This is a genomic window from Fulvimarina manganoxydans, from assembly GCF_900176465.1.
Classification (GTDB): domain Bacteria; phylum Pseudomonadota; class Alphaproteobacteria; order Rhizobiales; family Rhizobiaceae; genus Fulvimarina; species Fulvimarina manganoxydans.
On the sequence record NZ_FWXR01000001.1, the window covers coordinates 465,404 to 478,304 of the forward strand.

Here is a 12,901-nt window from a genome sequence, read left to right on the forward strand (position 1 = left end):
CCGACAGCGCGTGACACCGGCGCAACGCCGTTTCCGAATCCTCAAGGGAAGAGCGCGACTTTGCTTGCTTGAGGACGCAAACCGGATACAAACGACCCTGCATCCGCAGGCGGCGACGTCAAATGAATGGCGAAAAGGTGGTTAAGCCTATGAAGGCTGGAAAAAACATCCTGCGAGCGACTGTGACGGCAGCCAAGTCGACGACGGTTCTCACGGTCGCCCTCGTGGGAATGCAGCTCGCGGCAGCCCAGTCTGCCAGCGCTGCAGTGGTCAATCGGATCGACGTGCGGGGGAATAGTCGCGTCGAGGCCTCCACAATTCGCAGCTTCACGCAGATCCAGCCGGGGACGAATGTCTCCGAAGCCGATCAGGACGCCATCCTTCAGCGCCTCTTTGCGACCGGCCTATTCTCCGATGTGCGTGTCAGCCAGTCAGGTGGCGCGCTGATCATTCAGGTCGACGAGAATCAGATCGTCAATCAGGTGCTCTTCCAGGGCAATTCGAAGATCAAGGATGAGCAGCTGAACGCCGCCATCCAGACGCGGCCGCGCGGCGCCTATTCGCGCGCTCAGGTCGATCAGGATGTCGAGATGATCCGCGAGGCCTATCAGCGGATCGGGCGCAGTGACGCCGTGGTCAGCGTCCAGGCCCAGGAGATCGGCGAAGGCCGCGTCAACGTCATCTATAATATTCAGGAAGGCGATCGCACGAAGATCGCTTCCATCAGCTTCGTCGGCAATAATTTCTTTGGTGACACGCGGCTGAAGCAGGTCATCTCGCTGCGCGAGACCGGCCTTCTCTCCTTCTTCCAGCGCAACGACGTCTATGACGAGGACAAGCTGCGGGTCGACGAGGAAGCGCTGCGCCGCTTCTACTACAATCGCGGCTTTGCCGATTTTCGCATCGTCTCGGCGGTCGCCGAGCTCGATGAGACCGAGAACTCCTATTACATCACCATCACGGTGGATGAGGGCGAGCGCTATGCCTTCGGCGACATCTCGATCGATTCGACCATTGCCGGCGTCGATTCCGGTGCGCTCTACAGCGAGTTGGAGACCTCTCCGGGTGAGGTCTACAGCGCCGAGGATGTCGAGGACTCTCTCGTCAATCTGACCAACAGGCTCGCTGGGGAGGGCTATGCCTTTGCCCAGGTGACGCCGCGCGGCGATCGCGATTTCACCAATCGGACGATCTCGGTCAATTACGTGATCGACCAGGGCCCGCGCGCCTATGTCGAGCGTCTGGAAATTCGCGGCAACACCAAGACCCGCGACTATGTCATTCGCCGCGAATTCGACGTATCCGAGGGCGACGCCTTCAATCAGGTGCTGGTCCAGCGCGCCAAGCAGCGTCTCGAAGATCTCGGCTATTTCGAGAGCGTGAAGGTTTCGACCGCGCCGGGCAGCGAGCCTGACCGTGTGATCGTCATTGTGGATGTTGCCGAGAAGGCGACGGGCGAGCTTTCCATCGGTGGTGGCTATACGACAGGCGGCGAAAGCTCGGGTCCTGTGGCGGAAGTCGGCGTCACCGAGCGCAACTTCCTCGGCAGAGGTCAATTCATCAAAGTCTCGGCGGGCTTCGGCACCGATACCCGCAACTACAATCTTTCCTTCACCGAGCCCTATTTCCTCGGCCAGCGCCTCGCGGTTGGTTTCGACCTCTATCGCACCGAGTCGACGGCAGGCGATTACGATACGCTGCGCAACGGTGGTGACGTGCGAATTGCAGCGCCGATCACGGAAAATCTGACCGCTCAGCTCGCCTACAACTACAAAGAAGAAGAATTCGGCGACAATAACGGCATCACGCTGCGCGATCCGATCACGAACGAGCCGCTCGAGCTCGCCAATGGCGATCGGTTGCGCAGCCTGTGCAGTGATCCGAATCCCGCAGCCTATCGGACGCTGACCGGCCAGGACGTCGTCGATAAGAACGGCAATGTGGTGACGGCGCCGAACTATACGGACTCGGCGATCATCAACAACGCGATCTGCGAGAGCCCCTATTCGACCTCGTCGATCTCCTATTCGCTGACCTACAACTCACTCGACAACTCGAATGACCCGCGCGAAGGCTTCTTCGTCCAGGCGGGCCAGGAATACGCCGGCCTCGGCGGCGATGCCGAATTCCTGAAGTCGACGGTCAAGGCGAGCGCCTATACGCTCCTCAACGAAGAGTTCGACGTCATCGGCTCGGTCAGCGCCAGCGCCGGCCACGTGACGTCGCTCGGCGGCGGCGATCTTCGCGTCTTCGACAACTTCTTCAAGGGCAAGGATCTGGTTCGCGGCTTCGAATATAAGGGTATCGGCCCGCGTCAGAACGGCGTCTCCATCGGCGGAACTCAATATGCCGGTGCACAGGCCGAGGCGACCTTCCCGCTGCCCGGTATTAGTCGCGATCTTGGTTTCCGCGGTGCGGTCTTCGCCGATGCGGGTTCGCTCTGGGGCTCGGAGTATGCGGGCGTCCAGGGTGTCGAAGGTGACGATTCGGCAATTCGCGCGGCAGCCGGTGTGGGTCTCATCTGGGCGTCGCCCTTTGGCCCGCTGCGCGTGAACTATGCCCATCCCTTCATGAAGGAAGATTTCGACAAGACCCAGGAATTCTCCTTCGGCTTCTCGTCGCGCTTCTAACGCAAAGGGGCTGAGAGCGGCCAATTTCGAAGAGCGGGTCGTGGTCTTTGCGGATCGCTGGCCCGCTCTAAATTTGGGCGGGTATCGTGAATGGGCGATCAACTGCCCGGCTCACCCTGTTCCAACGGAGAGACCATGCCGCCAGCCGTCTTTTTTCCGCGCGGCGCAGGACTCGCGGTCGGTGAAATCGCCGAACTGACCCAAGCGGAGATCCGTGAGGGTTCGGACGATGCCTGTCGGATCGATGGGATCGCGTCTCTCTCCGAGGCGAACCGCACCGACATCGCCATGTTCGACAATGTTCGATACGAGGCCGATCTTGATACGACCCATGCGGGCTGCATCCTCTTGTCCAGGCGCTATGCAACTCGTAGCGTCCCGCAGCGGGTTGCGGCCGTTCTGGTCGCACCCGACGCCGGCAAGGCGTTCGCCGCTATCGGTCGCACTCTGTTTCCGGCAGCTCTCGCGCCGGAAGCTGTGGCCGGAACGGACACCATTTCAGTCAAGGCCCATATCGACGAGACGGCTCACCTTGAAGATGGCGTGGTGGTCGAACCATTCGCCGTCATAGGCCCCAATGTCGCGATCGGACGCGGAACGATCGTCGGGGCTGGCGCGCAGATCGCTGCCGGTTGCCGGATCGGCCGTGACTGCCGTATCGGCGCCGGCGTAAGCCTGTCGCATAGTTTGCTTGGCAATCGCGTGATTCTTCATCCGGGTGTCAAAGCGGGGCAGGACGGATTCGGCTATGTGGTTGGGCCGAAAGGCTTAGAAAAGACCGTCCAGATCGGGCGTGTGGTCATTCAGGACGACGTGGAGATTGGCGCCAACAGCACGATCGATCGCGGCGCGGTGCGGGACACGATCATTGGCGAAGGCACGAAGATCGACAATCAGGTTCAAATTGGCCACAACGTCGTTATCGGTCGCAGTTGCGTGATCGTCTCTCAGGTGGGTATCTCCGGTAGTGCGACGATCGAGGACGGCGTGATGATCGGCGGGCAGTCCGGCGTCAACGGTCATGTGACCATTGGGGCCGGCGCGCAGATTGCTGCGGTGTCTTCGGTGAATGGTGATGTTCCCGCGCGTGCCCGATGGGGTGGCGTGCCGGCCAAGCCGGTCCGGGATTGGTTTCGCGAGGTTACGCTTCTCGCGGAGCTGGCAAAAAAGAGGCGGTCTTCAGGAAGGAACGATGAGTGAAGAGCCCAAGGCGTTGGAAAGCGCCGATATTTTCAAGATACTGAAGCTGTTGCCTCATCGGTATCCGTTCCTGATGGTGGATCGGATCATTGATATCGATGGTGACGTCTCGGCGATAGGCGTCAAGAATGTGACCGCCAACGAGCCGCATTTTCAAGGTCATTTTCCGGACAATCCCGTCATGCCGGGTGTCCTCATCATCGAGGGTATGGCGCAGACGGCCGGAGCCATTTGCACCTTGAGCCGTGGCGGCGAGACGCCGGCGCTCGTCTATTTCATGACGATCGACAACGCCAAGTTCCGCAAGCCCGTGCTGCCGGGTGACATGCTGGAATATCACGTCAAACAGAGCAAGAAGCGCGGCAATATCTGGAAGTTCGATTGCCTCGCCATCGTCGCCGGCACGAAGGTCGCCGAGGCGACCGTGAGCGCGATGCTGGTGGCCGCCGACGGAGCCCAATGACATCAGAGACGACAATCCATCCGACTGCGGTGGTCGAAGACGGGGCGGAGATCGGCGAAGGCTGTGAGATCGGCCCTTTCTGCCATATCGGGCCTCAGGTGCGGCTCGGGGCCCATTCGCGGCTTCGTTCTCACATCGCCCTTTGGGGCAACACCGAGATTGGGGAAGGGGCGCAAATTTGGCCCTTCGCCTCGCTCGGCCACGCGCCCCAGCATCTGAAATATCGCGGTGAGGACACCCGCCTTGTTATCGGCAAGAACGCGCTGGTGCGCGAACATGTGACGATGAATCCCGGCACGGTGCAAGGCCGGTCGGAGACGACGGTCGGCGACAATTGCTCCTTCTTCACCGGCGCCCATGTGGCGCATGACTGCGTCCTCGGCAACAGCGTGACGCTGATCAACAATGTCATGCTGGCCGGCCATTGCAGCATCGGCGAGTTCGCCACGATCGCCGGTGGCTCAGGGATCCATCAATTCACCCGTATCGGTCATCACGCCTATATTGGCGGGCTCGCGGCCGTCGAAGGCGATGTCATCCCCTTCGGCATGGTTCTCGGCAATCGCGCCTATCTCTCCGGCCTCAACGTCATCGGCATGAAGCGCGCGGGCTTCTCTCGCGATGCGATCCGCAACGTGCGGCGCGCCTATCGGATGTTGTTCTCCTTCGACCAGACCTTCAAGGAAAGCATCGACGAGGTAGCACTGGAGTTCCCGGAAGACCCGCTCGTCGTCGATCTGGTCGGTTTCATCCGGGCCGGCGGTGATCGCGCCTTGTGTTTCCCGCGTCATACGCCGACGGGCTGACAAAATGGGCGAGGGGACCGGCGAGCGGCTCGGCATTCTGGCGGGTGGCGGTTCGTTGCCCTGTGTCGTCGCACGCGCTGCGCTCGAAGAGGGTTATCAGCCGATCTTTGCCCGGTTTGGCGATGGAACCGGTGGATCGCAGGATGGTTTTGGCGAGGGGCGGGATTTCGCCTGGGGCGAAGCCGGCAATGCCATTATGTGGCTCCGCGAAATGCAGGTTCGAAGGGTGGTCTTCTGTGGAACGATTTCCCGGCGCCCGGATTTCAAGGCCCTCATTCCCAGCTGGCAGACGCTGAAGCGGCTTCCGGCTGCGCTCTCCATCGTGCGGGGCGGCGACGACCGCCTCTTGCGCAATCTCGCCGCCTATCTGGAGCGTCAGGGCTTCACACTGTTGCCCGTCCAGGCGGTCGCACCTCAGCTTCTGACGCCTGGTGGAACCTTGTCTGCGCGAAAGCCGGAGACGTTGGAGTTGTCCGCCTTGACCAGCGCGCGGGACGCGGCGATCGCTCTTGGCCGCCTCGATGCCGGTCAAGCCGTCGTCGCCTCGAACGAGCGGATCATCGCGCTGGAAGGCATTGAGGGAACCCGCGAGATGATGCGGCGCGTGGCTGATCTTAGAGCGCGCGGCCGGATCCATCGCGGCGAGAGACTCGCGCTGGTCAAGGCGGTGAAGCCCGACCAGGATCACCGCTTCGATCTGCCAAGCATCGGCTTGCGGACGATCGACGAGGCCGTCGAGGCAGGGATCAGCGCGATCGGCCTGTCGGCAGGCGCCAGCCTCGTTCTCGATTACGATGACGTCGTTGCGGCGGCAGACCGGGCGATGATTGCATTGGTTGGGCTCTCCTCGGCCGAGGGCACGGCCAAGGCCATGGGAGACGCTCCATGACGCGAATAGCCTTTGTCGTCGGAGAACCCTCGGGCGACCGGATCGGCGCCGATCTGATCGTCTATCTCAAGAAGCGCTACGGCATCGATCTCGAATTGGTCGGGCTCGGCGGCGACGCGATGGCCGAACAGGGGCTGACGAGCCTCTTCGAAATTGAGGAATTGTCGATCATCGGGATCGGCGCGATTGTGATGCGTCTGCCGCAGCTCCTCAGCCGGTTGCGGCAGACGTCGAAGGCGATTTTGGCGGCAAAGCCGGATGCGCTCGTCATCATCGACAGCCCGACATTTTCCCATCGTATCGCCAAGGCGGTAAGGGCGGAACGACCGCACATTCCCATCATAAATTATATTCCGCCGACCGTCTGGGCCTGGCGGGAGGAGCGCGCGGCAAAGATGCGCGCCTATATCGACCACGCGATCTGCGCGCTTCCCTTTGAACCGGACGTCTATCACCGGCTCGACGGACCACCCGCGACCTATGTCGGTCATCCGCTTCTGACCGATCCGGCCTTGCAGCGGATTCTCGAACATCCGCTAAGACCGCGTCCAGCCGATCCGCCGACTCTTCTTCTCCTGCCGGGCTCTCGCCGGGGTGAGATCGACCGGCTCCTGAGTGATTTCGGCGAGACCTATGAAAGGCTCGCCGCGCGGATGCCCGCGCTCAACGCAGTGTTGCCAACGCTTCCGCGCCACAGGGCCCGGGTGGAAAAGGTGATCGCTGATTGGTCGTTCAGACCCGAGGTGGTGACAGGGGAGACGGCGAAATGGGCGGCCTTCGAAAAGGCGGATGCCGCCCTTGCAGCGTCAGGAACGGTGTCGCTGGAACTGGCGCTGGCTGGCGTTCCGATGGCGCTCGCTTATAAGCTCGATCCAGTCGCTTATCGCTTTCGCCATCTCGTCACCGCCTGGACGGCGGCGCTGCCGAACTTCATCACCGGCCACCCGCTGGTCCCGGAGCATTTCCACGAATTCGTCCGGCCCGAGCACTTGGCTCGTCGGCTCGAACGTCTTTTGACGGATACGCCTGAGCGCGCCGCTCAGATGGCCGGCTTTGGCGAGATCCGACAAGCCATGTCGATCGACCGCCCGCCCGGTGAGGCGGCTGCCGAGATCGTCGCCCGGCTCATCGAAGGGACGAACGCGAAGCGCTGATTGATCGGCTCTTTCGCGCTACCGATCACTCGAAGATCAAAGATGCGGCTTCGTCTCCGCAAGCTTCGGATTGGCGGCATAGAAGGCATCTGCCCATGCCGTCAGGGTCGGAAACTCGTTCAGCTTGTCCGCATAACGGAGCTCAATCCAACCCAGGAGAGAAGCGAGGGCGCAATGGGCGATCGTCGGCTGGTCTCCGAGTTCGCCGAGATGCTCGCCGAGCCAGGCAAGACCGCGGTCGGCCTTGCGCGTCTGCCGATCCGTCCAGTCGGAATGACGCTTCTCCTCTGGGCGGAATCGCACCTCATAAAGGCACAGAATCAACGCATCGACGACACCGGATGCGACCGATTCGAAGGTCTTGGCCTTCCGGTATTCGACAAGGGTCTGCGGGATCAGCTGATTGCCGCTCATCCGGTCGAGATATTCGCAGATGACGGCACTGTCGAAGACCGCATCGCCGTCTTCGGTGACGAGCGCAGGGATCTTGCCGAGCGGATTAACCGAGGTAAGGGCCTCCGGCTCATTGCCCGTATCGATCGCATCGACGCTGAGTTCGATATCGCAGATGGCCGCCGCCATCCTCACTTTGGCGACGAAGGGGGAGGCGGAAGAACCAAGAAGACGCATCGAAGCTCCGATCGAGAATCAGTATTTCGTCACATAGCCATAGCCGGTTCTGCCTTCCGGCTGATAGCGGCGAAGCGACTGGCAGTTGGCGCCATACACATGCCAGAGATCCAGCCCGACGACGCAGCCCTCCGCTCGCCAGGACTTAACCGGCGAGAACATGCCGAGGACACCGCCAGCGCCGGCAAAACCCATCGGATGCTCGATCACATAATAGACCGTGCGGGCCACATGATCGGAGATCAGCGCGGTGGCCTCGCAATAGCGGCGCTCGATAGGCTGCGGCGGGGGCAGGGGATCGTTCCGCACCAGCGGGAAATAGGCCTTTTCGTGCATGCCGGAAAATTCGAGGATTTCCAGATCGGCTTCCAGCATGCGCGGCGCGCCATATTCGAACTGATCCTCGACCTCCGCCAAGACGGCTGGGTTGTCGCATTGCGGGACCAGCGCGTCCGCTTCCGGCGCGGGCTGATAGCGAAGATCGGCCGCGAAGGAGGGCGTCGCCGCCAGGGATGTTGCAGCAAGGCAGGCCGCGAAAATCAGGCGAAGGTGGCGTCCCATGGCTGGCTCTCTTCGTCAAAGAATGGCTGTTTGGGATCAAGAGGTAGCATGGGTGGGGCGCGTGGCTTGCCTCAACCTTTGGATTTCAGTCGAAAAACTCGTGCTGTTGCGGATGGGTCGCGGGCCAGAACCGGCAACAGGGCGTCGAAGATCGTCTGTGCCTCTTCGGCAAAGACAAAGGGCGGATTGATGACCGCGAGCCCGGTGCCAACGAAGCGCTCGTCCCCAGGCCGCAAGGCCTCAACGATGAGCTCGGCGGCGAGGGTCTCCGGGTCGCCGATCGCGGCCAGCCCATCGCGCAGAGCGCGAACGCTCGTCTCGCGCTTGATCGGATACCAGACAGCGAAGGTGCCACCCGGCCAACGCTTGTAGGCCTTCCCGACACCCTCGACGATGTCGTCGATTTCGCTGGTCTTCTCGAAGGGCGGGTCGATGAGAACGAGCCCGCGCTTTTCCTTCGGCGGCAGATGGGCTCCGAGCGCGAGCCAACCGTCGAGCGCGATGGCTTTCGCCTGCACATCGCCGGCAAAAAGGGCCTTCAGCGCATCGGCGTCTTCGGGATGCAGCTCATAGGCCGACAGGCGATCCTGGGGCCGCAGACATCGCCGGGCAATAAGCGGAGAGCCGGGATAGAGCCCATCATCGATATCCGTGCCAAGCGCCGCGCGGTAGTCCGCAAGCAATGGATGCTCGGCAAGAGCCGGCTCGCTCAAGAAGCGCGTTACGCCATCTTCCGCTTCCCGTGTCTTCAGCGCTGATTCGCTCGACAGATCATAGAGCCCGCGCCCGGCATGGGTGTCATAGACGCGGAAAGCCTTCTCCTTGCGCTTGAGGTAGGCAATAAGCCGCGTCAGCAGCGCGTGTTTGACGACGTCGGCGAAATTCCCGGCGTGATAGGCGTGGCGATAATTCACCGGGCCTCCATTCCTCTTGTGTGGTCAAATCCCTGCCATGGGGAGATCGATCACGGATGAGCGACATTGCGTTCAACGATCTTTTCAGCGGCCGAGGGCGACCCACATTCATGCCCAACGCCGGGCGGCGGTTTCACGCCGAGCCGGCTTTCTCATGCTTTTCGTATCGAAAGGTCATCCGATGGCAAGCCATAAGCTGTTCGAGCCCTATGCGCTCGGACCAATCCAGCTGTCCAATCGCATCGTTATGGCGCCGTTGACGCGCTCCCGCGCCACAAGCGACGGCGTGCCCAAGGACATGCATGTGGACTATTACCGCCAGCGCGCCGGCGCCGGTCTGATCATCACCGAGGCGACGAATATCTCTGTCGAAGGCCGAGGCTATGCCTGGACGCCGGGCATCTATTCCGACGAGCAGGTCGTCGCCTGGCGCAAGGTGACGGAGGCCGTTCACGAGGCGGGCGGCAAGATCGTCCTGCAGCTCTGGCATGTGGGCCGGGTCTCGCATCCCGATCTCCAGATGAACGGCCAGCTTCCCGTTGCGCCCTCCGCCATCGCTCCGCAGATGAAGGCTTTCACCGAAAGTGGCATGAAGGAAGTCCCGACCCCGCGTGCTTTGGAGACGGATGAGCTTCCGCGTGTCGTCGAGGATTATGTGAAGGCGGCGCGCAATGCGATCGCCGCCGGCTTCGACGGGGTCGAGGTCCATTCGGCGAACGGCTATCTGCTCGACCAGTTCCTGCGCGACGGCGCCAACCAGCGCACCGACGACTATGGCGGTTCGATCGAGAACCGGATGCGTTTCCCCTTGGAAGTGGTGGATGCCGTCGTCGCCGCGGTCGGCGCCGAGCGCACCGGTATCCGCGTTTCGCCAGTCAGCCCGGCGAATGATCTCCAGGACAGCGATCCGCGAGCACTCTTCACGGCCTATGCGGCGGAGCTGAAGAAGCGCGGCCTTCTCTATCTCCACGCGATCGAGGGCGAGACCCGTGGCAAGCGTGATCCCCACGAATTCAAAGCCTGGGAGCTGAAGGACGTTTTTGGCGGCCCCTATATGGGCAACAATGGCTATGACCGGGATCTCGCGATCGAGCGCGTTGAGAATGGCGATGTCGATCTCGCCTGCTTCGGCCGGGACTTCATCTCCAACCCCGATCTCGTCACACGCCTCGAACTGAACGCGCCACTCGCCCCCTATGACGAGAGCACCTTCTATGGCGGCGACGAAAAGGGCTATACGGATTATCCGTCCCTCTCGGAAGAAGAGAAGGCCCGCTACGCAAAGGCTGCCTGATCGAACCGACCAGCTGTTCGGCTGACTTTGAGGCCTCCGCGCGTTTGTCGACGCGCGGAGGCCTTTTTCCGTTCAGGCTGTAAATTGATTTCGTGACAGGAAAGGATTGGTCGGGCGATGCGGTGCCTGCTAATTCTTGAGCATGAACAAGCCTCTGCCTTCCCGCTTCGGCCATTCGGCCTGCCCACATGACTGTCCCTCGACCTGCGCGCTAGATGTCGAGCTCCTGCCAGACGGCCGAATTGGCCGCCTGCGCGGGGCGCCGGACAACAGCTATACGGCCGGTGTCATCTGCGCCAAGGTCGCTCGCTATGCGGAGCGAATTCATCACCCCGATCGGCTCTTGAAGCCGCTGCAGCGCGTTGGCGGTAAGGGCGAAGGCAATTGGCGGGAGATCGGCTGGGACGACGCGCTCGACCTCGTTGCCGAACAGTTTCTCAAGGCCGAACAGATGGACGGCCCGGAGGCGGTCTGGCCCTATTACTATGCCGGGACCATGGGCCTCGTTCAGCGCGACGGCATCAATCGCCTGCGCCACGCCAAAGGCTATTCCGGGCAGTTCTCGACGATCTGCACCAATATGGCCTGGACCGGCTGGGTGATGGGGGCGGGCGCCTTGCGCGGCGCGGACCCGCGCGAGATCGCCAAATCCGACTGCGTCGTCATCTGGGGCACCAATGCCGTGGCGACGCAGGTCAATGTCATGACCCACGCAGCGCGCGCGCGAAAAGAGCGCGGCGCCAAGATCGTCGTCATCGACATCTATGACAACGCGACCATGGCTCAGGCCGATCTTGCCTTGAAACTTCGGCCCGGCACGGACGGCGCTCTGGCCTGCGCGCTCATGCATATCGCCTTTCGCGACGGGACGGCCGACCGGGCCTATCTCGACCGCTACACCGACGACCCGAAAGGGCTCGAAGCCCATCTTGCGACTCGCGGCCCGGAATGGGCGGCGGCGATCACCGGCCTTTCGGTCGATGAGATTGAAAGCTTTGGCGCCCTGATCGGCCGAACGCAGCGAAGCTATTTCCGCCTCGGCTATGGCTTTACGCGCCAGCGCAATGGCGCGGCCGCCATGCATGCGGCCCTCTCAGTCCCGACGGTTTTCGGCCATTGGCAATATGAGGGCGGCGGCGCCTTCCATTCCAACAGCGACATATTCGGTTTGGACGGCTCTTTGATCCAAGGTGCAGCCCTGCGCGACCGAGATACACGCTTCCTCGATCAGTCGCGGATCGGTGCGATCCTGACGGGTGATCGCGAAGCGTTGTCGGGCGGGCCGCCGGTGACGGCGATGCTCGTCCAAAACACCAATCCAGCCAATGTCTGCCCGGAACAGCGCAAGGTCGTCGCCGGATTGCGGCGCGAGGACCTGTTCGTCGCCGTCCATGAGCAATTCCTGACGGACACGGCCAAGCTTGCCGATCTGGTGCTGCCGGCGACGATGTTCCTGGAGCATGACGACATCTATCGCGGCGGTGGGCAGAGCCATATCGTGCTCGGACCGAAGCTGACCGAGCCGCCCGAAACCGTGCGCTCCAATCACTTCGTGATTGAGGCGCTGGCCGAGCGATTGGGCGCTTCCGGCAAGCCGGGATTTGGGATGAGCGAGCGCGATCTCATCACCGATCTTCTCGAGCGGTCGGGCGTGGAAACCGATTTCGGTAGCCTTATCGAGGAGAAATGGATCGATAAGGGCATCGATTTCGAGAAGGCTCATTTCATCGATGGGTTTGCACATGAGAATGGCAAGTTCCGTTTCCGGCCCGACTGGACGGGTACGCGCGCACCCAACCGGCCGCCAAGCTCGCTCGGGCCCCAGGGGCCGCATGCGAGCCTGTCGGCTTTCCCCGACCACGTCGAAACGATTGAGGGAGTGGACGAGGATCACCCTTATCGACTCGCGACTTCGCCAGCGCGCCAGTTCCTGAATTCGTCCTTTGCCGAAACACCCGGTTCGCGAAAGCGCGAGGGCACCCCAGCGCTCATGATCCATCCGGACGATGCAGCCCGTGAAGCCCTATCGGAGGGCGATGTGGTGCAGGTCGGCAATCAGAGGGGCGACCTGCGCCTCGCGGTGACGATCACCGAAACCGTCCGCCCCGGTGTTCTCGTTCACGAGGGCCTCTGGGCCAATTCTGATTTTCTGGACGGGGAGGGGATCAACGTTCTCACCGGCGCCGATCCGGTGGCGCCCTATGGCGGGGCGGCCTTCCACGACAATCGCGTGTGGTTGAGGCGTTCGTGACAGCCCGTCTTGTAATGGCGGGTCGGAGAAACTGACTGCCTCGCGGAGGGTGCGATCCATATTGCCAGAAGCTTCGAAATCGGGCGGCGCGATGCCGTTCGATTGCGTC

Annotated in this window: 11 protein-coding genes; 8 read left to right on the forward strand and 3 right to left on the reverse strand. The window is 62.1% G+C overall.

Annotation, left to right across the window (positions count from 1 at the left end; all coding sequences use genetic code 11):
• Positions 1-149 precede the first annotated feature (149 nt).
• From bamA to lpxB, 6 genes are all read left to right on the forward strand, one after another.
• Positions 150-2,630: an outer membrane protein assembly factor BamA gene (bamA, locus tag B9A15_RS02110; RefSeq protein WP_084408291.1), complete on the forward strand. Its 2,481-nt coding sequence runs from the start codon at positions 150-152 to the stop codon at positions 2,628-2,630.
• A gap of 135 nt (positions 2,631-2,765) precedes the next feature.
• Positions 2,766-3,830: a UDP-3-O-(3-hydroxymyristoyl)glucosamine N-acyltransferase gene (lpxD, locus tag B9A15_RS02115; protein WP_084408292.1), complete on the forward strand. Its 1,065-nt coding sequence runs from the start codon at positions 2,766-2,768 to the stop codon at positions 3,828-3,830.
• Positions 3,823-4,293: a 3-hydroxyacyl-ACP dehydratase FabZ gene (gene fabZ, locus B9A15_RS02120; protein ID WP_084408293.1), complete on the forward strand. Its 471-nt coding sequence runs from the start codon at positions 3,823-3,825 to the stop codon at positions 4,291-4,293. The genes lpxD and fabZ overlap by 8 nt, the downstream gene beginning before the upstream one ends.
• On the forward strand, positions 4,290-5,099 hold the full coding sequence (gene lpxA, locus B9A15_RS02125; protein ID WP_084408294.1) for an acyl-ACP--UDP-N-acetylglucosamine O-acyltransferase: 810 nt from the start codon (positions 4,290-4,292) through the stop codon (positions 5,097-5,099). Before fabZ ends, lpxA begins: the two co-directional genes overlap by 4 nt.
• A gap of 4 nt (positions 5,100-5,103) precedes the next feature.
• Positions 5,104-5,988 (forward strand): LpxI family protein, encoded by an 885-nt coding sequence (locus B9A15_RS02130; RefSeq protein WP_084408295.1) that lies wholly within the window; start codon positions 5,104-5,106, stop codon positions 5,986-5,988.
• Positions 5,985-7,142 (forward strand): lipid-A-disaccharide synthase, encoded by a 1,158-nt coding sequence (lpxB, locus tag B9A15_RS02135; protein ID WP_084408296.1) that lies wholly within the window; start codon positions 5,985-5,987, stop codon positions 7,140-7,142. Before B9A15_RS02130 ends, lpxB begins: the two co-directional genes overlap by 4 nt.
• Positions 7,143-7,178: 36 nt before the next feature.
• On the opposite strand, the gene B9A15_RS02140 is transcribed toward lpxB, so the two are convergent.
• The 3 genes from B9A15_RS02140 to B9A15_RS02150 form a co-directional block, all read right to left on the reverse strand.
• The gene (locus B9A15_RS02140; protein WP_084408297.1) at positions 7,179-7,772 is read right to left on the reverse strand and encodes a glutathione S-transferase family protein; all 594 of its coding nucleotides are present in this window, start codon (positions 7,770-7,772) and stop codon (positions 7,179-7,181) included.
• An 18-nt stretch (positions 7,773-7,790) separates the two neighbouring features.
• A complete protein-coding gene (locus tag B9A15_RS02145) occupies positions 7,791-8,333 on the reverse strand; it encodes a hypothetical protein (protein ID WP_084408298.1) in 543 nt (180 codons plus the stop codon).
• Between the two features lie 71 nt (positions 8,334-8,404).
• The gene (locus tag B9A15_RS02150) at positions 8,405-9,247 is read right to left on the reverse strand and encodes a 23S rRNA (adenine(2030)-N(6))-methyltransferase RlmJ (protein ID WP_084408299.1); all 843 of its coding nucleotides are present in this window, start codon (positions 9,245-9,247) and stop codon (positions 8,405-8,407) included.
• Between the two features lie 181 nt (positions 9,248-9,428).
• On the opposite strand from B9A15_RS02150, the gene B9A15_RS02155 reads away from it, so the two are divergent.
• Together B9A15_RS02155 and B9A15_RS02160 are read left to right on the forward strand one after the other, a co-directional pair.
• Entirely contained in the window at positions 9,429-10,541 is a 1,113-nt protein-coding gene (locus B9A15_RS02155; RefSeq protein ID WP_084408300.1) for an alkene reductase, read from the forward strand.
• 142 nt (positions 10,542-10,683) lie between these two features.
• Positions 10,684-12,792, forward strand: coding sequence for a molybdopterin oxidoreductase family protein (locus B9A15_RS02160; protein WP_084408460.1), 2,109 nt, complete (start codon positions 10,684-10,686; stop codon positions 12,790-12,792).
• Positions 12,793-12,901 lie beyond the last annotated feature (109 nt).